The 20,992-nt window shown below is 69.4% G+C and carries 15 protein-coding genes; 6 read left to right on the plus strand and 9 right to left on the minus strand.

Annotation, left to right across the window (positions count from 1 at the left end; all coding sequences use genetic code 11):
- Window positions 1–92: 92 nt before the first annotated feature.
- The 3 genes from PWS46_RS05355 to PWS46_RS05365 form a co-directional block, all read right to left on the minus strand.
- Window positions 93–1,307: a threonine ammonia-lyase gene (locus PWS46_RS05355; protein WP_434619020.1), complete on the minus strand. Its 1,215-nt coding sequence runs from the start codon at window positions 1,305–1,307 to the stop codon at window positions 93–95.
- Window positions 1,304–4,165 (minus strand): penicillin acylase family protein, encoded by a 2,862-nt coding sequence (locus PWS46_RS05360; protein ID WP_434619023.1) that lies wholly within the window; start codon window positions 4,163–4,165, stop codon window positions 1,304–1,306. The genes PWS46_RS05355 and PWS46_RS05360 overlap by 4 nt, the downstream gene beginning before the upstream one ends.
- Before the next feature lie 142 nt (window positions 4,166–4,307).
- Window positions 4,308–6,674: a hybrid sensor histidine kinase/response regulator gene (locus tag PWS46_RS05365; protein WP_434619026.1), complete on the minus strand. Its 2,367-nt coding sequence runs from the start codon at window positions 6,672–6,674 to the stop codon at window positions 4,308–4,310.
- Between the two features lie 158 nt (window positions 6,675–6,832).
- Between PWS46_RS05365 and PWS46_RS05370 the strand changes: the two genes are divergently transcribed.
- On the plus strand, window positions 6,833–7,426 hold the full coding sequence (locus PWS46_RS05370; protein ID WP_434619029.1) for a hypothetical protein: 594 nt from the start codon (window positions 6,833–6,835) through the stop codon (window positions 7,424–7,426).
- Between the two features lie 4 nt (window positions 7,427–7,430).
- Here PWS46_RS05370 and cbiB read toward each other — a convergent pair whose 3' ends face one another.
- Window positions 7,431–8,396, minus strand: coding sequence for an adenosylcobinamide-phosphate synthase CbiB (gene cbiB, locus PWS46_RS05375; RefSeq protein ID WP_434619032.1), 966 nt, complete (start codon window positions 8,394–8,396; stop codon window positions 7,431–7,433).
- 69 nt (window positions 8,397–8,465) lie between these two features.
- Between cbiB and cobD the strand changes: the two genes are divergently transcribed.
- Both cobD and PWS46_RS05385 read left to right on the plus strand, forming a co-directional pair.
- Complete coding sequence (cobD, locus tag PWS46_RS05380) at window positions 8,466–9,560, plus strand: threonine-phosphate decarboxylase CobD (RefSeq protein WP_434619035.1); 1,095 nt, start codon at window positions 8,466–8,468, stop codon at window positions 9,558–9,560.
- 136 nt (window positions 9,561–9,696) lie between these two features.
- On the plus strand, window positions 9,697–11,331 hold the full coding sequence (locus PWS46_RS05385; protein ID WP_434619038.1) for a diguanylate cyclase: 1,635 nt from the start codon (window positions 9,697–9,699) through the stop codon (window positions 11,329–11,331).
- Between the two features lie 75 nt (window positions 11,332–11,406).
- On the opposite strand, the gene PWS46_RS05390 is transcribed toward PWS46_RS05385, so the two are convergent.
- Entirely contained in the window at window positions 11,407–12,327 is a 921-nt protein-coding gene (locus tag PWS46_RS05390; RefSeq protein ID WP_434619041.1) for a response regulator, read from the minus strand.
- Window positions 12,328–12,459: 132 nt separating this feature from the next.
- A complete protein-coding gene (locus tag PWS46_RS05395; protein WP_434619043.1) occupies window positions 12,460–15,801 on the minus strand; it encodes a response regulator in 3,342 nt (1,113 codons plus the stop codon).
- A 481-nt stretch (window positions 15,802–16,282) separates the two neighbouring features.
- On the opposite strand from PWS46_RS05395, the gene PWS46_RS05400 reads away from it, so the two are divergent.
- Both PWS46_RS05400 and PWS46_RS05405 read left to right on the plus strand, forming a co-directional pair.
- Entirely contained in the window at window positions 16,283–17,092 is an 810-nt protein-coding gene (locus PWS46_RS05400; protein WP_434619046.1) for a substrate-binding periplasmic protein, read from the plus strand.
- 82 nt (window positions 17,093–17,174) lie between these two features.
- Complete coding sequence (locus PWS46_RS05405) at window positions 17,175–17,816, plus strand: glutathione S-transferase family protein (protein ID WP_434619049.1); 642 nt, start codon at window positions 17,175–17,177, stop codon at window positions 17,814–17,816.
- A gap of 61 nt (window positions 17,817–17,877) precedes the next feature.
- On the opposite strand, the gene PWS46_RS05410 is transcribed toward PWS46_RS05405, so the two are convergent.
- From PWS46_RS05410 to PWS46_RS05420, 3 genes are read right to left on the minus strand one after another with little or no spacing between them, the layout of a single operon-like run.
- Window positions 17,878–18,204, minus strand: coding sequence for a DUF1244 domain-containing protein (locus PWS46_RS05410; RefSeq protein WP_085089304.1), 327 nt, complete (start codon window positions 18,202–18,204; stop codon window positions 17,878–17,880).
- A gap of 32 nt (window positions 18,205–18,236) precedes the next feature.
- Window positions 18,237–19,463, minus strand: a complete 1,227-nt coding sequence (locus PWS46_RS05415; RefSeq protein ID WP_434619052.1) for a DUF2478 domain-containing protein — start codon at window positions 19,461–19,463, stop codon at window positions 18,237–18,239.
- 46 nt (window positions 19,464–19,509) lie between these two features.
- Window positions 19,510–19,959, minus strand: coding sequence for a sulfurtransferase TusA family protein (locus tag PWS46_RS05420; protein WP_434619055.1), 450 nt, complete (start codon window positions 19,957–19,959; stop codon window positions 19,510–19,512).
- Here PWS46_RS05420 and PWS46_RS05425 point away from each other — a divergent pair.
- Window positions 19,922–20,944, plus strand: a complete 1,023-nt coding sequence (locus PWS46_RS05425; protein ID WP_434619058.1) for an SDR family oxidoreductase — start codon at window positions 19,922–19,924, stop codon at window positions 20,942–20,944. The genes PWS46_RS05420 and PWS46_RS05425 overlap by 38 nt on opposite strands.
- Window positions 20,945–20,992 lie beyond the last annotated feature (48 nt).

A 20,992-nucleotide genomic window follows, 5' to 3' on the forward strand; every position in this document is an offset into this window, starting at 1 on the left:
AGTGCACCTCTCCCATTCAAGCCACGCCTTGCGACCCCCTCACCCTAACCCTCTCCCCGGGGGGGAGAGGGAATCCTGGGGGCGAGAGGGCCTTACCCCACCTCCACCATCAGGCTGGTCGGATAGCCCGCGTCCCTCATCCGTGTCATCAGCGCCTCGACATGGGTCTGGTTGCGGGTTTCCAGCACCACGTCCACCTCGGCCATCTTCACCGGCACATTGTGGAACAGGCGCTGGTGGTGGACCTCGACGATGTTGGCGCCGGCCTCGCCCAGCAGGCGGGTGACGCGGGCCAGCGCGCCGGGGGCGTCGGTGATGCCGATGCGCAAGCGGACGATCCGGCCCTCATAGACCAGCCCGCGCATCAGCACCTGCGCCATGATGCGCGAGTCGATGTTGCCGCCGGACAGCACCATGCCGACCTTGCGGCCGCGGTAGCGCTCCGGTTCCTCCAGAATGGCGGCGAGCGCCGCGGCGCCGGCCCCCTCGGCGACCATCTTCTGCATGGTGGCGAGGCGGTAGACCGCTTCCTCCAGCCGGGCCTCGCCCACCTCCACCACGTCATCGACCAGCGCGCGGATGATCGGCAGCGTTAGGGCGCCGGGCGCCTTCACCGCGATGCCCTCCGCCACCGTGGCGCCGCCGCAGGTGATCGGCTGTCCGGCCAGCGCCTGACGCACGGCGGGGTAGAGGCTGCACTGCACGCCGACGATCTCCAGGTCGGGCCGCAGCGCCTTGGCCGCCGTCGCCATGCCGGCGATCAGCCCGCCGCCGCCGATGGGGATGACGAGCACGTCGAGATCCGGCACGTCCTCCAGCAGTTCCAGCGCCGCCGTGCCCTGCCCGGCGGCGACCAGCGGGTCGTCGTAGGGATGGACGAAGGTCAGCCCGTCGCGCGCTGCCAGATCATGGGCGAAGGCGGCGGCCTCGCTCAGCGTCTCGCCATGTAGCTCTACGGTGGCGCCCAGATTCTCCGTCCGTTCCACCTTGGTGAAGGGGGTGAAGGCGGGCATGACGATGGTCGAACGGATGCCCAGCCGCGTGGCGTGGCAGGCCACGGCCTGGGCATGGTTGCCGGCGGACATGGCGATGACGCCGGCTTGGCGCTCCGCCTCGCCCAGCGACAGCAGCTTGTTCAGCGCGCCGCGCTCCTTGAAGGAACTGGTGGCGTGCTGGTTCTCCAGCTTCACGTGCAGCCGGCACCCCGCCATGTCCCCCAGGCGGGGCGCCGGAACCGTGGGCGTTCGGGACAGGTGCCCCGCGATGCGCGCCGCCGCGGCACGCACGTCCTCCAGAGTGATGGTCATTTCTTGGTTGTCCCGGTGTTGCGTGGTGTGAGTGTCAGCACCTCCGCCCCTGCCGAGATCAACGTGCCACGGTCGCCGGCCAGACGCAATGAGCCGCCATCGCGCCAGAGTTCGACCAGATCGCCCCAATGGCGGGACCAGATGTTGCCGGACTGGCCGGTGGCGATCACGAAGCGGGAATTGTCCAGATCGGCCAGATCATAGACCGCGCGGAACCCGGCGCCATGGACATGGCGGAAGGGGTTCGCCGGGTCGCGGGTCGAGGTCGAGCCGCGGTTGACGGTGAAGAAGCCGCCGTCCGTCTCCACCGACAGGTCGGCGGTGCCGCCGATCAACGGCAGGCGGCTCAGCATCCGGTGGACCAGCGCCGCCTTGTGGTCGTCGCCCCAGCGCCAGTTCTTCAGGCTGGACCCGTGACGCTCGGCCAGCATCGCCACCGCCGCCTCCAGCGACCGGCCGATCATGTCGGCGCAGCTTTCCTTCTGCGGCGTCGTGACGTCGTCGCACCACTCCGGCCGCTCGTCCAGGACATGGCGCAACGCCTCCGGACGAAGCTCCCAGTAGGAAGCGAAATCGGGGCCAAGTTCGTCGGCGAACACGGCACGCACCAGTTCGCGCATCCATGCCGTGAAGATCAGCGGTTCCGGCCGGGCGCGGTCCATTCGGCCGTCCCAACTGCGCAGAAGAGCCGCTGCATCGCTGGCGAGGCCGGGCGGGGACGGATATTTCAGCAGTTCGGGCAGGAAATCGCGGGCAGGAAGCGAGACGGTGTCCATCTGCTGGCGCGCCACGTCATCGACTGAAAAGCGGCCGGTTCCCAGCATCTCGACGATGCGCTTGGCGCGCGACGGATCCGGCCATTCGGTGGCGAGGCGATAGGGATAGTCGCGCCCGACCACCGCGTTGTTGGCGTTGACGAACTGCCCGGACGGCGGGTTCACCGACTGCGGCAGGGCGTAGTAGGGCAGGAAGCCCGTCCAGTCATACTCGCCGGTCCAGCCGGGAACCGGCACGCGGCCGTCGCCCTTGCGGCGGATCGGCACCCGGCCGGCGGAGATGAAGCCGACCGTGCCCGTCACATCCGCATAGACCACGTTCTGCTGCGGGGCGACATGCAGGCGCAGCGCCTCGCGCGCCGCCTCCGCCGTTGCCGCATGGTTCAGTCGGTAGAGCGCCTCCGCGCTGGTGTCGTCGTCGGCAAGGCCGGGGAAGGACAGCGCCAGCACCGGGCCGGGCGAGTTTCCACTGGCGGGCGCGGCGTCCAGGTCGGAGAGGACCGGGCCATGCCGCGTGCTGCGCACGGTCAGCGTCTGCGACGGTTCGCCGGCGATGGCGATGGTTTCGGCGCGCGTCTCGAAAGGCTGGCTGCCGTCAGGGGTCAGGTAGCGGGCGGGATCCTGCGGGTCCGGCTTTTCGACGAACAGGTCCTGGGTGTCGCTGTGGGTGGTGGTGAAGCCCCAGGCGACCTTGCCGTTGTGGCCGAGGATGGTCAGCGGCACGCCCGGAACGGTGGCGCCGGTGACGGTGAAGTCGGGCGTCACGATGCGGGCGAGATACCAGAGGATCGGCGCCTCCAGCCCGAGATGCGGGTCGTTGGCGAGGATCGGCTTGCCGGTGGTTGTGCGGGCGCCGGTCAGGACCCATTCGTTCGAGGCGGTGTCGAAGCCCATTTGCGGCAGGGCCGCCAGGGTGCGGCGCACGGTTTCCCGCAAATCCATGCCGCGCAGGTCGGTCGCCAGCGTGGTGGGCGCGCCGGGGGCGTCGGGCGGGAAAAGGTCGTCGAGCTGGGCCGGCGACAGCCGCTCCAGCACGCGGGAGCGGAACAGTTCGTCGCGGTAGTTGGCGGAGAGTTGCAGTGCCATCAGCTTGGCCCAGACCAGACTGTCGGCGACCGTCCAGGGCTCCGGCGTATGGCGCAGAAGCTGGAATTCGACCGGCAGCGCCTCCGACCGCGTGGCGAGATAGGCGTTCACGCCCTCGGCATAGGCTTCGAAGGCGGTGCGGGCCTCGGGCGACAGGGTGGCTTCCATCGCCTCCGCCGAGCGGCGGACGCCCAGCGTGCGCATCAGGCGGTCGGTGCGAAGCGCGAAGTCGCCGTATTTGGTGCCGATCAACTCGGCCAGCCGGCCGGCGCCGGCGCGGCGCATCGTCTCCATCTGCCACAGCCGGTCCTGGGCGTGGGCGTAGCCCAGTGCGCGGTAGGCATCGCGCTCCGTCGCGGCGAAGATATGGACGACGCCTTGGCGGTCGCGGACGATTTCAGCCGGAGCGCCGCTGCCGGGGATGGCGACGGTGCCGCTGGTCTGCGGCTGCTGCGCCCGCATCCACCAATATGCGCCGACCAGCGTCACCGGCGGCAGCAGAACCAGCACGCCCGCGATGACCGCCACCTTGCCCCAGCGTCCGCGCGGCAGACGCAACCGCGGGCCTCCTGGCGGCCGGCTGGCAGGTGCGGCTTGGGGGGGATAATGCGGGGGTGGGGCGTAGGGCGGAACCGCTTGCGGCGGCTGCACGCCATAGGGCGGCGCCGGCTGCTGCGGATAGGGATAGGGCTGGCCGGGCGGTTGCGGATAGGGATAGGGCTGGCCGGGCGGTTGCGTTCCCATGGGCGGGGGCGCGGGGGGATAGCTTCCGGGCGGATAGGCGTTGGGCGGGTAAACCGGCTGCTGCGGAGGCTGCGGGTAGGGTGCGCCCGGATACTGGACCGGTGGTTGCTGCGGGGCCGCCGGATAGCCGGCATAAGGAGGTGCAGCGGGCGGTGCGGCAGGAGGGGCAGGGCGGGACAGCGCACGCGCCAGGGCGGCGCGGAGATGGAAGGCGCAGGTCTCGCCGGCGCGGATCAGGGAACGGCGCAGCATCACGGTCCGTGAGAGAGAATGGGGCGGCGACGGGCGGGGGCCGCCGGGGGGCTCGTTCGGGTGGCGGATGCTAGTCCCCCGGCCGCCGGCCCGTCCAGGGTTGCTTCGGTGGAGTCGCGCGCTTTTTCCTGCGGCCTCCCGCCTATGCTGCCGCGGTCAGGATCTCGCGCAGCATCGGGGCGGATACCGGCTTGTGGATCAGGCGGTGGCCGCTGCGCTGCACCTCGGCGATGCGGGCGGGGTCGGTGTCGCCGGTCAGCACCACGGCGGGGACGCGAACGCCGCAGACGCCGTAGATGTCGCGGATCGCCTCCACCCCCGTGCGGCCTTCGCGCAGGCGATAATCGGCGACGATCATCGCCGGCTGCCGGCCGAGATTCAGCAGCGACGCGATCGCCTCGTCGGCCGACACGGCGGCGACCACCTCGTATCCCCATTCCTCCAGCATCGCCCGCATGCTGAGCAGGATGATGGTGTCGTCGTCGACGACGACGATCAGCCCCTTGGCGTCCGGCAGTTCGGCCGGGATGCGCACCGGCTTCGGGACCGGGCGCGGCACCGCCGCCGGCAGGTCGAGGAAGAAGCCGCTGCCACGGCCCGGCGTGGACCGCACCGCCACCCCATGCTCCAGCAGCCCGGCAAGCCGCCGCACGATGGCCAATCCCAGGCCAAGGCCCTTGCGCCGGTCGCGCTCCGGGTTGGCGAGCTGGGTGAATTCCTGAAAGATGTCCTCCGTCCGGTCGCCGGGGATGCCGATGCCCTGGTCGATCACCGCGAGCCGCAGAGAACCGCCGCGGCGCAGACAGCCGACCAGGATGTCGCCACGCTCGGTGTAGCGGATGGCGTTCTCGATCAGGTTGCGCAGGATGCGCTCCAGCAGGGCGGGGTCGCTGCGGGTCCAGGCGGAGGTCGGGACATGGCGCAGCATCAGTCCCGATTCGGCGGCGCGGATGCCGTATTCCTCGGCCAACCGGTCCAGCAGGGGCCCGAGCGCGAAATCGGTGACGCTGGGCTTCACCACCCCGGCATCGAGCCGCGACACGTCCAGCAGGCTGTCCAGCATCACCCGCAGGCCGTTCAGCGAATCGGTCATGCTGGCAAGGAGCGGCGACGTGGGGTGGTTTTGCAGCTTGTCGGATAACGCGTGGGCGAAGAAGAACAGCGACTGCAGCGGCTGGCGCAGGTCGTGGCTGGCGGCGGCCAGGAACTTGGTCTTGGCGCGGTCGGCACGCTGGGCGTCGTCGCGGGCTTGAACCGCCTCGACCCTCGCCGCCTCCGCCTCGTCGCGGGCGCGCAGGATCGCATCCTCGGCGGCCTTGCGGGCGGTGATGTCGCGCATGATGCCGGTGTACATGCGCCGCCTGCCGACATGCCATTCGCCCACCGACAGGTCGAGCGGGAAGGTGGAGCCGTCCTTGCGCAGCCCTTCCACCTCGCGGCCGATCCCGAGAATCCGCCGCTCTCCCGTCCGGTGGTAGCGGTCGAGATAGCCGTCATGCGCGCTCCGGTACGGCTCCGGCATCAGCATGTTGACGTTGCGGCCGATCACCTCCTCGGCGCGGTAGCCGAAGGTCTTCTCCGCCGCATGGTTGAAGGATTCGACCGTGCCCTGGTCGTCGATCAGGATGATCGGGTCGACCGCGGTATCGACGATGGCACGATAGCGCGCCTCCTGCTCCGCCGTCCGCTCCGCCTGCTGCCGGCGGTCCAGTAAGGACGACAGCATCGCCAGAGAGAGCAGAAGCAGTGTCCCCACCCCGGTCATGATCGCCAGCAGCGACGGGGACAGCGCCATCCGCTGCCCGGTGGAGGCCATCGCATGGGCCGGCATGGCGGTGTATGTGCCCATGCCGTCAAGCGCGGTGGTGTTCACCACCGTCAGCGGCTCCATTCCGGCCGCGGCCATGCCGGTGTAGTGCATCGTCACCACGCCCAGGCCCAGCAGAACGGCGCCGGCGGCCCGCTGCAGCGGGCGCTGGGTCCGGAAGGCCAGCCACAAGGCCGCGGTGGAGGCGACGATGGCGACGGCGACCGAAACGGCTACCAGAACCACGTCGTAGGACAGTTCCATGTCCATTTGCATGCCCGCCATCCCCACATAATGCATGCTGACGATGCCGAGCCCGGTCAGCGTTCCCGCCACCGGCAGGGTGTAGCGGCGGGGGCGGTTGCGGGCTACGGCGAACAGCCCGGCTCCGGAAACGGCGACGGCCAGCACGAAAGACAAAGCGGTGAGCCCGGCGTCGTAGCTGATCGGTATGTCGCTGCGATAGGCGAGCATGCCGATGAAATGCATCGACCATATCCCGGCCCCGAGGGCCAGCGCCGCACTCGTCAGCCGCCGGCCATCGCCCGGATCGCTGCCGGAGCCGTCGCGACGGTGATGCGCGATGGTGGGGCGGGCAGTGCCGTTGCCGGTGTGATGGGCGAGATCCAGCGCCACATAACCGCCGAACACGGCGATTACATACGAGAGCGCGACGAGGAGGGGATCGTAATTGCCGGGCACGGTGGGCTTTGCTGTTGTGGGACTACGTTCGGGGAAGGAGCAGACCTGATTGTGCGTGTACAGGAACAATTTGGGTGAAGGTGCCAGCCCCTTCCTGCAAACGAAAGGCTCGCCTTGGTGGTAGACAGGGACCTAGGACCTCCGTCGGGATATTTCAAATGAACAGCAATTTCCCGCCCGGCCCCACACGCGGGGCAGACACGCGTATCGCTCCGCCGGGTCGGCCGAAGCAGCCGTGGCGGCTGTTGTCCCGGCTGCTGCGTCCGGTCGCGACACTGCTCGCGGTCGGATATTTCCTGTTGGATGCGCTGGCCTACTGGGTGGTGCGGCCGGTGGTCCGCCGAATTGCCCGGCTGCCGCTGTTCGGGCGGATCGGCCGCTGGGTCGCGGGTCTGGGGCCATACCCGTCGCTGATTCTCGTGCTGGTGCCGCTGGCGTTGCTGGAGCCGGCGAAGCCGGTCGGGGCATGGCTGTTCGCCACCGGACGCCCGATGGCCGGCGTTGCCGTGATCGTCGGGGCGGAACTGGTCAAGATCACGCTGGTGGAGCGGCTGTTCCACGTCGCCAAGCCGAAACTGCTGAACATCGGCTGGTTCGCCTGGGGCTATGTGCGGGTGACGGCCTGGCTCGCCTGGCTGAAGGAGACTGCCCCCGCCCGCGCCGCCCGCCGACTGCTGCACGCCCTCCGCCTCTTTGGCCGCCGGGTCGGACGTCGGCTGTCGCTGATGATGCGGCGGATGGCACGGGGATGACCGCCTATCCCAGCACCGCCAGCACCAATGTGGAGGCGATCAGCAGGGCGCAGGCGCGGCGGTAGAGCACCAGCGCCCGGCCGATATCGTCGGGGGTGGCGGCGGTGCGGCCGGGACCGAGCCAGACATCCTCGATCCGGGTGGCGCCATAGACCCGTGGGCCGCCCAGCCGCAGATCGAGTGCGCCGGCCATCGCCGCCTCCGGCCAGCCGGCGTTCGGGGAGCAGTGGCGGTGGGCGTCCCGCCGGACCGATGCCCAGGCCTGCCCCGCGTCGGCCCCGCCGGTCATCCAGGCCGCTCCCACCAGCAGCAGGGCGGTCAGGCGCGATCCCGGCAGGTTGACCAGATCGTCGAGCCGCGCTGCCGCCCAGCCGAAGGCCTCATGGCGCGGGGTGCGGTGGCCGATCATGCTGTCCGCGGTGTTGATCGCCTTGTAGAGCGCCAGTCCGGGCAGTCCGCCCACCAGAAGCCAGAAGGCAGGCGCCACCACCCCGTCGGAGAAATTCTCGGCGAGGCTTTCGATGGCGGCGCGTGCGACGGCGGGCTCGTCGAGCGTGGCCGGATTGCGGCCGACGATCATCGACACCGCCTTGCGCGCCCCCTCCAGCCCACCGCTGCGGAAACCCTTGGCAACGGCCGCCACATGGTCGTGCAGGCTGCGCTGGGCCAGCAGGGTGGAGGCCAGCACCGCCTCGACCAGCCAGCCGAAGGGCAGCAGCCGGCAGACCCAGGCCACCGCCACGGCGACACCGCCCACCGTCAGCAGAAGCACCACAACGGCCAGCACGCCGAAGGCCTTGCGCCGGCCGAAGCCGTCGGTCTCATGGTTGAGCGCGAGGTCAAGCTGGGCGATAAGCGCTCCGATCCACACGACCGGGTGACGGATGCGGGCGTAGAGTGGATCGGGATAGCCCGCCACCGCTTCGACGATGAGTGCGGTGGCGAGCAGGAAGGGATGCAGCAGCGGCACGGGCGGGACGTTCCAGGCAATGGGGCGGCGCGCTGGCCGCGCGTCGGTGAATGAGGAAGAGGCGCGATCATGGCCGAAGACAGCCCGGTGACCAAGCCGTGCGTGGCGGAAGAAGGGCAGACGGGGCAGGAGGCACCGGCGGGCGGCACCCTGCTGCATGGCGGCGACCTGGACGGCGCACGCGCGGCATTTCCCGGCGCGCCCGAGCCGTGGGTCGACCTGTCCACCGGCATCAATCCCTGGCCCTACCCGCTGCCGCCGGTGCGGCCGGATGCCTGGAGCCGGCTGCCCGGCCGCGGCGAGGAGGCCGCGCTGCGCAGCGCCGCGGCGGCCTGCTATGGCGCGCCGTCGGCGGATGTGGTGGCCGCGGCGTCGGGATCGCAGGCGCTGATCCAGTTGCTGCCGCGGCTGCGTGCGCCGGGCCGCGTCGCCGTCCTGGGGCCGACCTATGCTGAGCATGCGCGCTGCTGGGCGCTGGCCGGACATGACGTCCGGATGGTGGACGAGGCGGCAGAGGCCGACGTCCTGGTGATCGTCAGCCCCAACAACCCCGACGGCCGGCGCTGGCCCGCCGACCGGCTGCTGGAGCTTGCCGACGCGCAGCATGCCCGCGGCGGCTGGCTGGTGGTGGACGAGGCCTTCGCCGACATGCGGCCGGAGGACAGCCTCGCGGTGCATGCCGGCAAGCCGGGGCTGGTGATCCTGCGGTCCTTCGGCAAGTTCTTCGGGCTTGCGGGGCTGCGGCTGGGCATCGCGCTGGCGCCGGCCGGGCTGGCGACGGCGTTGCGCGAGGCCATCGGTCCCTGGGCGGTGTCGGGACCGGGGCTGGCCATTGCCACGGCGGCGCTGGGCGACCGTCAGTGGATCGAGGCGACCAGACGGCGGCTGGCGGCGGCGGCGGTGGAACTGGACCGCTTGCTGGAGGGGGCCGGTCTGCGCGTGGTCGGCGGGACAGAGCTGTACCGTCTCGTCGAGGATCGGCGGGCACCGGCGCTCTATCGCGCCCTGGGCGAGGCCGGGATCCTCGTGCGCCGATTCGAGCAGCGGCCGGACTGGCTGCGATTCGGGTTGCCGGGCACCGCCGGGGAGTGGCAGCGGCTTGGTGTCGCATTGGGCGTGGAAGGAAGCCGGGCACTGCAACCGCGTGAAACGTCAGCACCTTGAACAATCGGCGAAAATTTTATATACTCAACCGTTTTTAGAAATCCGGCCGTCACACTTCGACCCTGTCGGAAATCGCCGGCGTTGCGGGGACATAAAATTCTATGAAACACTCTCGGCCATGCCGGTTCCGGGTTGCATGGTGATGATGTCAGGCCGTGGTGTGGATGACGGGCGCGAAACCGCGTTTTCGGCCTTCGACCGCCTGCCGGTCGGGGTTTGCCTCGTCACGGCATCGGGGATCATCCACCGCGCAAATCCGGCCCTGCACGATCTGCTGGGCTGTGAGGCGGGCGGTCTCCCGGGCCGCAGCCTCTGCGAGTTCGCGCTGGACCATGGTGGCCCCGGCGGCGCCGCGCAGGAGCCGGGACAGGCGTTCCGAGTCTTGCGGAACGATGGGTCCGCACGCTGGGTGACGGTCGCGGAAAGGCCGTGGGACAGCGTGGCGGACGGCGACGTCGGCATGCAGCGGCTGCTGACCGTGACGGACGTCGATTCCCTGTACCGGCAGACCGGGGGTTCGAACGACGCCGCTGCCTGTGCCGAGTTGCCTGTGGTCGACGCTCTGCTGGAAGCTTCGCCGGTGCCGCTGTTCGTCAAGGATGCCGCCGGCCAGTACATTGCGGTCAATCATGCCTTTTCCCGGCTGACCGGCATCGCCCGCGCCGATATGCTGCGGCGGACCACATTCGCGCTCACCAATCCGGACATGGCCAGGGAGCATGCCGGCCACGACCGCGACCTGCTGGAGCATGACGGCAGCGTCCAGTACGAGGCGCCGATCTGTACGGCCGAAGGCGCGATGCGGATGGTCAATCTGACCAAGACCGCCTTCCACGACGGATCGGGCAAGCCGGCAGGCATCGTCGGCGCCATCCACGAACTGACCGAATCGCGCCCGAACGAGGAGCGGCTGGAGGCCATCCTCGAACAGAGTCCGATCGGCGTGTCGGTGTCCCGGCGCGACGACGGCCGGATCATCTTCGTCAACACCCGCTTCGCCGAACTGATCGGCCTGCCGCGTGAAAAGCTGATCGGCAGCCGGGCCCGCGACTATTACCTGGACAGCCACCAGCGCCTGCGCGTCCTGGAACGGCTGCGCGGCGGCGGCGGCGTCACCAATATGGAGGTCCAGTTCAAGCGGGCCGACGGCTCGCCCTTCTGGACGCTGTTCACGGTGAATCAGGCGGTGATCCAGGGCATGGCGGTGAATCTCGCCTGGATCTACGACTATACCGAGCGCCGCAGCATGGAAGAGGCGCTGCGCGACATGGCCTCGCGCGATCCGCTGACCGGCATCTACAACCGGCGCTCCTTCATGGACATGGCCCGCGCCCAACTGGCCCGCGCCCACCGGTTCCACGAGCCGCTGTCCGTCTTCGTCCTGGACGTCGACCATTTCAAGCGCATCAACGACACGTTCGGCCATGCCACCGGCGACGACGCGTTGCGCATGGTGGCGGCCGGCTGTCAGGCGATCCTTCGGGAATACGACATTCTCGGCCGGCTGGGCGGGGAGGAGTTCGTGGTGGTCCTGCCCGGCGCGACCGCCGACGAGAGCCGCGTGGTGGCCGAACGGGTGCGCCGCCATCTGGCCCGCATGCCGATCGAGGCGACCGACGGCACCTTCCGCCTGACCGCGAGCATCGGCATCGCCGGACTGGAGGGTGCGACCGACACGCTGGAGCGGGCGATCCACCGTGCCGATCTGGCGCTTTACCGGGCGAAGCACCTTGGCCGCAATCGGGTCGCGGTGTTCGAGCCGGGAATGTAGGCCGCGCGACGGCGTCCGAATTGCAATTGGCGGCAATGCCGCGGCTGCCGGCCGACGACCTGACGGGGCTGTGGATCAGTCGGACAGGCCGTCCGGCGCCCGGTCCAGATTGACGATGCCGACCACCCGGTTGCCGTTGCCGACATAGGTCAACTGGTCGAACCCGACCATGCGGGCCAGCGCGATGCCGCGGCCGTGGGTGGCGTTCGACTGGGAGGCATCGACCGACAGGTAGCGGTTGAAGTCGAAACCCGTCCCCATGTCGGTCACGGTGAAGATCACGCGGCTGTCGCTGCGCTCCACATGCAGGGTGGCGTATTTGTCGCGATGCTCGGCCGAGGCGAGCCGCGCTTCGATCTCGCGCGCCAGCATGCCGCTGGCCTTCAGCCGGCCCTTCGCCTCGAACCCGATGCCGAGGTTGCCGTGCTCCACCGCGTTCACCAGGATCTCCGACAGGCCGAAGGTCAGGCTGTGGGCGGTGGCGGCGACGGATGACAGGGTGATGGCGAGATTCTGCGCCTCCTGCAGGGTGCGGAAGCGGAAACGCCCGTCGCGCAGCAGGGCGATGGCGTCGGAGCGCGAGCGCAGGTCGCCCTGCAGGCTCCTCAGCCGCCCGGTGGTCTCCTCCGCCGCACGGACGACGGAGCGCAGCAGCGCGCCGTCATAGGGCTTGATGAGGTAGTAGAAAACGCCGGCGCGGATGGCTGCCGCGATTTCAGAACTGCTGTCGGAGATGGTCTGGACGATGACGGGGATGTCGGCCAGATGCGGTTCCTGCTTCATCCGTTCGTACAGTTCCAGCCCGTCGCCGTCGGCAAGCCGCCGGTCGAGCAGAACGACATGGATCGCCGACCCGCTGGCCGACAGGATGTCCCACGCCTGCGCCATGGTCTCGGCCTCCAGCGTGCGGTAGCCGATGCGGGAGAGATAGCCGGCGACGATGGCGCGGGTCATTTCCTCGTCATCGACGACCAGAGCGGTGACGGCATCGGCCATGGTCGGCGTCTACTCCAACGGTTCGGGGAGCGGGGTCGGGAAATCCGCGGCATTTTACTGAAACTGACGCTACTGCACAATCACCGGCGGCACTGCGTCGCAGCAAGGGCGTCCGGCGACCAAGTCGGCGGTTCAGCCGACGGACGCCTCCAGCGCCGCGGCGGCCTTCCGTGCGGCGGACAGTTCGGCGGCGACCCGTTCGCCGGCGGTGGCGGTCAGGGCGTCACGGTCGCCGCTGCGGGCGGCGGCGACCAGATGATGGGCGGTGGCGGCCAGCCGGTCGAACCCGACATTGGCGGCGGAACCCTTCAGGATATGCGCCTCCCGTTCGATGCCGGTGCGGTCCCCGCGCGCGATGGCGGCACGGAGCAGATCGAGATGCTGCGGACTGTCGCTGAAGAAGGTTTCCAGCAGCAGCGTGAACCCATCGCTGCCCAGCGCGTCGCGCAGTTCCTCGATCTTCTCCACATTGACGGTGGCCGGCTCCGGTTCCGACACCGGCTGCGGTGGGGCAGGGGCTTGCCCTCCGCCTTCGATGGTGGTGTCGGCGGCCGGAGCGGCGAAACGGGCGATGGTGTCGAGCAGCTTGCGGGCGTTGATCGGCTTGGAGAGGTAATCGTCCATGCCGGCTTCCAGGCAGATGGCGGCGTCACCCTGCATGGCATTGGCGGTCAGGGCCACCACCGGGATGCGTGCGGCCGGGCCGGACAGCCGGCGGATCAGCCGTGTCGCCGCCAGCCCGTCCATCACCGGCATCTGGACGTCCATCAGAACGAGGTCATAGGGCCGGGCCGTCACCGCCTCCACCGCCTCCTCGCCGTTCGACACCGCTTCCGCGCTGTGGCCGGCACGGCGCAGCAGCGCCAGCGTCAGCTGCTGGTTGACCGGATTGTCTTCGGCCACCAGCACGCGGGCGCGCGGTGTCGGCTCCGGCTGCATGGCCGGCTGCGGGGTGGGCTGCGGGGCGGGCGGTGCACCGGTCCTGGCAATGGGCGCCGTTTCGGCCGGCCCACGGATCGGGAGGGACAGGATGTTGGCGGCGACCGCAGCCGGTTGCGGTTCCAGCAGCCGGGCCAGGCATTGGCAGAGCGTGCTGAAGCGGATCGGCTTGGGAAGGTGGGTATCGACCGGTGCCTGGTCCGGCTCCTGCCCCTCCAGCCTCTGCGACGAGGCGAGCGCCAGCCGGATGCCGGACAACTCGGGAATGGACCGGATGCGCCGTGCCAGCTCCGGACCGGTCAGGCCCGGCATGCGGTGATCGAGGATGGCGGCGTCGAAGGGCTTGCCGTTCCGGGCGGCGGCGATCAGCCGGTACAGGGCCTGCTCCCCGTTCTCCGCCGTTTCGGTCACGATACCGAAGCCGTCGATCTGCCGGGTCAGCAGGTCGCGGTTGACGGCGATGTCGTCGACCAGCAGCAGCCGGCGCCCGGCCCAATCGCCGGCCGGCGCCGGCGGATGGGCGCTGCCGGCGCCACGCTTCAGCGGGACGGTCACCCAGAAGGTGCTGCCCGACCCCGGCTGGCTGTCCACCCCGATCCGGCCGCCCATCAGTTCCGCCAGCCGCTTGCAGATCGCCAGCCCCAGCCCGGTGCCGCCATGGCGGCGGGCGGGCGAGGAATCCACCTGGGTGAACATGGCGAACAGCCGTGGCCGCTCCTCCTCCGGGATGCCGATTCCGGTATCGCGCACCTCGAACCGGACGCAGACGCCGTCGGTCGCAATATTGGCGGCTTCGGAACCGGCGGACACGGGCTCCTCGCTCAGCAGGATGGTGACGCTGCCGGTGTCGGTGAACTTCACGGCGTTGCCGGCGAGGTTCAGCAGGATCTGCCGCAGCCGTCCGGCATCGCCCAGCAGCGGGCCGCGCAGGCCGGGCGGCACGTAGCTGGCGAGGTCCAGCCCCTTGGCCGCGGCGCGCGGCGCCAGGATCTCCGCCACGCTTTCGACCATCGGCACCAGTTCGAACTCGCCGATCTCCAGATCCAGCCGGCCGGCGTCGATCTTGGAGAAGTCGAGAATGTCGTTGATGATGACCAGAAGCGATTCGGCGGAATCGCGGATCGTCTCGGCATAGGTGCGCTGTTCGGCCTCCATCGGCGTGTCGAGCAGCAGCCCGGCCATGCCGATGACGCCGTTCATCGGCGTGCGGATCTCGTGACTCATGGTCGCGAGGAATTCCATCTTGATGCGCTGGCCGTCCTCCGCCCGTTCCTTGGCGTCGCGCAGCGTATGCTCCAGCCGCTTTTCCTCCGTCAGGTCGCGCAGGATGGCGGCATAGAGCGGGCCGGCCCCGGTCATGACCAAGGCCGTGGAATAGGCGAGCGGAAAGCTCTCCGCCTCCCCGGTGCCGTCGGAGGCCGACGGCCGCAGGGCGAGGGTCTCTCCCCGTGCCGCCCGCCCCATGTCGCGGCGGCCCTGAGCGATCTCGTCCAGCGCGCGGGCGGCATTGGTCCGCATCTCCGGCGGCAGCAGATCCAGCACCGACCGTCCGACCAGCCCGCCCGGCGCGCAGCGGAAGATGGCGTGCGCGGCCGGGTTGGCGGCCTCGATCACGCCGTCCGGCCTTGCGGTGACGATGCCCTCCGCCGCGGTGTCGACGATGGCGGACAGACGCGCGTTGGTCTCCTCCAGTTCCTTGCCCTGCCGGCGCTGTGCCGCCAGCGAACGGGCCAGCATCAGCCCGAACATTCCCAGCAGCAGGATCATCCCGCCGGACAGCAGGGTTGCCGTCCAAAGATTGTCGCGCCATCCGGCCAGCACCGTGTCCTTGCGCACGCTGACCGTCAGGACCAGCGGCCAGACCGGCGTCGTCCGGTAGGCGACGATGCGCGTGTCGGGACCGGCGCCGATATCCGTCCCGGAATGGCGGAACACGCCATATTCGGCCTGCGGCAGATGGCTTCGGAACAGCGGGGTCGCGGCGAAGGAGCGGGCGATCTCCTCCCCGGCCTGCGGCTGCACCGTCAGCAGGGTGCCGTCATAGCGGTAGAGCGCGATGCGGTCGCCCACACCGGTGACGCCCCCCGCGACGTGGTCGCCCTGGACCGCACGGTACAGCCCCTGGAAATAGTCCGGATTGACGGTCGCGACGACAACCGCCTGCAGCGTGCCGTCGGCGTCGCGCAGGGCACGGCTCATCGGCAATATCCAGCGTCCCGACCGCTCGCCACCCTCGGCGCGGTCGATCAGGCTGCGTCCCGGGCGCGGATCGCCGATCACCAGACCATTGCCCCGGCCGGCCGCCTGCAGGCGGAAGACATCCAGCTCCGTCAGGTACAGGCCGGCAGGGCGCGTCCCCTCCGTGGTGGCGACGATGCGGCCGGTGCGGTCGAGCAGGGTGAGCCCGCGCAGGTGCGGCGAGCGGCGCAACCGGTCGGTCAGCATGACGGTCGGATCGGGGGCGGTTGCCCCATCCTCGCCGGTCCAACTGGCGTCGGACAGCGAATCGACGATGGAGGACAGGGTCACGTCCACCGACTGGATCGTGCGGGTGGTCGATACCTCCAGTGCCGCGGCGAGGCTGGACAGGCTTGCCTCCGCCGAATCGAGCGCGGCCTGCCTTGCCGCGATCAGCTGCTGGCCCTGGATGATCAGCAGGGCGAAGACCGCCAGAAGGGCGAAGGCGATGACGCCGCCCCGCTTTTCGAAGAGACCCTTCAGGTCCGCTTTGGCTGGGGACAGGGACAGGACTGCGTTCCGGACGGTCAGAAGTGGTCGAGCGACCCGGCATGTCTCGCGGCCCCGGCACGCAATCGCCTCCGGATTGCAGTCGGATCAAGGCGCTGGACGTCGGCCATGGTCGAAGTTTGCGTGCGGGATAATAGCAGGGACGGACGGCGGACGCCAAGCATTCGCTGCCGCCGAAATCCGCAATATGCTAAGATACCGGCTCCGCTTTGCGGGCTTGTGTTTGGAGTGTGAAGAACTGGCGCGGTTGGTTAACGAAAGGTGTGGCATGGCGACGCGGGTCATTTTGGCAGTTGGTGCAGCAATTCTGTCGGTCTTGTCGGTTTCCATCGCCGAACCGGTCATGGCGGCCGATGGGAAACTTCAGAAAATTGCAGAGCAGAAGCAACTTCGTGTCTGCTCCTGGCCCGATTACTATGCAATCTCGTTCCGGAATCCCCGCACCGGCGCGCTGGAGGGGCTGGATGCGGAACTGGCGCAGGCCTTTGCCAACGATCTGGGCGTGCGGCTGACCGTGGTGGAAAGCAGTTTTCCGCGCTTCATCGACGATCTGCTGGCCGATCGCTGCGACATCGGCATGTTCGCCATCGGCGCCACCCCGGCGCGGGCGCAGCGCGTCGCCTTCAGCCAGCCCTATCTGCGCAGCGGCATCTATGCGGTGACCACCCAGACCAACGAGGGCATCCGGCGGTGGGAGGATCTCGATCGCGCCGGCAACGTCGTGGCGGTGCAGAAGGACACCTACATGGACGGCTATGCGCGCTCCGCCATGAAGGCCGCGCGCATCGTCGCCGTCACCCGTCCTCAGGAGCGCGAGGAGGAGGTGCAGTCCGGCCGCGCCGACGCCTTCCTGACCGACTATCCCTATGGGCAGCGTATGCTGGCCTTCCACCCCTGGGCGCGGCTGATCGTGCCGGACGTGCCGGTGCAGCCGACCCCCTATGCCTATGCGGTGGCGCCGGGCGACGCGGCATGGCTGGAGCGGGTCAACGCCTTCGTCGCCGCGATCAAGGCCGACGGCCGGCTGGAGACCATCGCCGCCCGCTACAAGCTGACCCCCATCGTGGCGCGGGACTGAGCCGCGCGCCACGAATGCGATCCCGGGACAAATCCGTATTAGGATCGGTGAGGTTCTTCAGCAGTCAGTGGGGAAATCGTCGATGATCCTGATCGGACAATATGACTCGCCCTTCGTGCGCCGGGTCGCCGTGGCCCTGCGCCTCTACGGCATGGACTATGAGCACCGGCCCTGGTCGGTCTTTTCCGACGCGGCGGAGGTCGCGCGCTTCAACCCGCTGAAACGGGTGCCGACCCTGGTGCTGGACGACCTTATGCGGGAGGATGGCGAGGTGCTGATCGAAAGCGGCGCCATCCTCGACCATCTGGACGAGGTCGTCGGGCCGGAGCGTGCATTGATTGCCCGCCAGGGGCCGGAGCGCCGGCGGGCGCTGAAGCTCTGCGCGCTGTCCACTGGCTTTGCCGACAAGGCGGTGAGCCTCGTCTATGAACGGGTGCTGCACAAGGAGCGGTCGGACCTGTGGGTGGAGCGCTGCACCGGCCAGATCGGCGCGGTCCTGGATGTGCTGGAGGCGGATCGCGCCGCCTCGCCCGGTCCCTGGTGGTTCGGCGAGCGGATCAATCACGCCGACATCGCCGCCGGCTGCGCCCTGCGCTTCGTCGGCGAGGCTCATCCGCAGGTGTTCGACCGCTCGCGCTGGCCGGCGCTGGCCGCCCATTCCGACGCCTGCGAGGCGATGGCGGAGTTCCAGGCGGTGGTGCAGCCCTTCTCGGTGAGCGCCTGAGGCGGCGCCCCCTTCCATTCGCGGCGTCGGCAGCGGAAGGGAGGGGGCCGGACGTCCGACCTTACCGGTGGCCGCTGATCTCCGCATGCAGCGGCTTGGTGTCCTCGAAGGTCTTCTGCTGTTCAGGGGTGGCTTCCTTCTGGTGCTTCTGCTTCCATTCGGAATAAGGCATGCCATAGACGGCGATGCGGGCATCCTCGTCCGACAGTTCGACACCGCGCTCCTTCGCCGCCGCCGCGTACCATTTGGACAGGCAGTTGCGGCAGAAGCCGGCGAGGTTCATCAGGTCGATGTTCTGCACGTCGGTGCGCTTGCGCAGATGCTCGACCAGCCCACGGAAGGCGGCGGCTTCCAGTTCGATGCGGGTCTGGTGGTCCAGATCGGCCATGGGGTCTCAACTCCTCCGGTTTTCTTGGTCTGTTAAGAGTGGGGTGGCCGGTGCAGCGTGACCATCCGGCCATAGGGATGAAAATCGCGTGATCCGCCGCCGCCGGCGATGGTGCGCACCACCGCCTCGCGGTCGATGGCGACGAATCCGGCCAGCGAATGGACGCCGTAGTCGAACAGGCGCGGGGTCAGCGGCGTGCCGGGGCCGATCATCGCCACCATCGCGCCGGCCGACACCCGCAGCAGGCGGGGCAGGGTGCGGTTGGCGAAGGCGGACGCGGTGATGGCCACCGCCTCGGCGCCCGGCAACAGCCAGTCGCAGGCGGCCTCCGGGTACTCGCCATCCTGCGGGCTGAGGTCGATCACCTTGGCTCGCGGCAGGCGTCGGGCAAGCTGGGGGAAGCCGCCGATCACGACCACCCGGCCCTCCACCGAGGCGAACAGGTCGAGCCCGTTGCCGGCGACCCCGGTGACATCCGGCCGGTTGTAATGTGCGTTCAGGGCGGCGACACCGACGGCGATTTCCAACGGATCCCAGGATTGCGCGGCCATGGCGGCCAGATCGCGCAAGCCCCGGCCGGCCCAGCGTTGCGGGTCGTCCCCGGCCGCCGGAGCCTGCCGGGCGGCGACGCCCAGGCCGTCGGCTGTTTCCACCAGCACCCACTTGTCGCCGGTGACGACCCGATGGACCTCGGCATCGGTGACGCCCTGGACAAGGTCCACATACATCCGCTGCGGCCCCCACCAGCGCCACAGCGCGTCGGGCACCGGTGACAGCAGGTCGCAGAAGCCGCCGGTGGCGGTCTGCCATTCATTGAGATAGCGGCTGCCGACGCTGGTCAGCACGGGGATGCCCTCGGCGATGGCCGTCAGCATCTCGTCCGACAGGCCGTCGCCGTGCGATTCCAGGCCGGCGAACTTGTTGACCACCAGCAGGTCGACACCCGACGCGACGGCGTTGCGGATCGCCTGGCTGGCCTCAGCCACGCCCGTCGGGTCGACACGGCAGGACTGCGATTCCCGCCCCAGCTTCTGGGTGATGTCATAGGCGCGGCCGGTGGCGACATCGACCAGCTCCATCCGCTCGGCGCAGTCGTCGCCCGGCCCGTGGTTGCGCTGCACCAGCCCGCCGACGCGGAAGCCGCGCCGTTTCAGCTCCGCCGAAAAGCCGTCCAGCAGCGCATCGACGCCGTAGGAGCCGGGGCCATGGATCACGGTACCGGGGCGCAGCGGTGGCGGGGAGGCGGGGGGAAGCGGCATCGGGATGGACCTTTCGCGGGGCGGCGGACGGGCGGCGGCGGGCGCCTCAACCGCCGCGGCGGATGCGGTAGATGAAGACCGTCGTGTGGACCTCGTCCGGCTGGGTCTCGTGCGACAGCAGCGCGTTGTCGGTCGTGTTGCAGAAGTGCCGGAAGTCTATGACGGAGGCCGGATCGGTCGCATAGACCACCAGTTCCTCCCCGGTCTCCATCCCGTTCAGAAGCGCGCGGGTGCGCAGGATGGGCAACGGGCAATGCAGCCCCTTAACGTCAAGCTCTCTCGCCGGCACCGCGCCCGCTCCACACTGGTTGAGGACCAAATCCTTACAGGACTTATGACTGTAGCGGGTTCCCGCCCGCTTCTCCACATTGGCGGCCGAATGGCCGCATCCGGGATTTTCGCCGACCGGCGCTGTTGTACGGCGCAATCGACGAAACCGGAATGAAAGGACGGCGGTCATGGCGAAGCGTTCTATGGACGACAAGGTGGTGGTCATCACCGGCGCCTCCAGCGGCATCGGCCGGGCGACCGCGCTGGAGTTCGCCCGCCAGGGAGCGGCGGTGATCCTTGCCGCCAGGCGGATGGCGGCCCTGCACGAGGTGGCGGAGGAATGCGTCGAGGCCGGCGGCCGGGCCATGGTGGTGCCGACCGACGTGACCGACCAGCGCGCCATGCAGCATCTGGCCGACCGCGCCATCCAGGCCTTCGGCGGCATCGACATCTGGGTGAACAATGCCGGCGTCATCGCCTTCGGCCGGTTCGAGGATATTCCCGACGAGGTGTTCGAGCAGGTGGTGCGCACCGACTTCTTCGGCATGGTCCATGGCTGCCGCGCCGTGCTGCCCCATTTCCTCGACCATGGCGAGGGCATCATCATCAACACGGCGTCGATGGTGTCGAACATCGGTCAGCGCTATGCCACCCCCTACACCGCCGCCAAGTTCGCCGTTCGCGGCTTCTCCGAGTCCCTGCGGCAGGAACTGGTGGACGAGCCGGGCATCCATGTCTGCATGGTGATGCCGGCCTCCATCGACACCCCGCTGTGGCAACATGCCGCCAACTATACCGGCCGGGCGGTGAAGCCGCTGAACCCCATCCATCCGCCGGAGGAGGTCGCCGCCGCCATCCTGTCGCTGGCCCAGAACCCGCAGCGCGAGCTGTTCGTCGGCGCCGAGGGCCGCCTCGCCGCCGTCGGCAACGCCATGGCGCCGCAGATGACCGAACGGGCGCTGGCCCACACCATCGAGCGCGACATGTTCCAGAACCGCTCGGCGCCGGCCACGTCCGGCGGAGTCCTGACGGCGATGCCGGAATATCAGGGTGCCAGCGGCGGCTGGATGGAAAGGCGGCCGGAGCATGGCCGCGACAGGGATGACGGGCGGGAACGCTCCTTCTCCTGGACCAACCTGACCCTGTTCCTGCTGCCGGTGGTGCTGGCGAGCCGTCCGCTAAGTGCCCGGCGGATGAGCCATGCCGGGTGAATTTCAGGCACGGTGCTTGATCCGGCGGTCGGGAGCCGTTATACGCTC

Origin of the sequence: Azospirillum sp. B2RO_4 (assembly GCF_051124815.1) — a bacterium.
Taxonomy (GTDB): domain Bacteria; phylum Pseudomonadota; class Alphaproteobacteria; order Azospirillales; family Azospirillaceae; genus Azospirillum.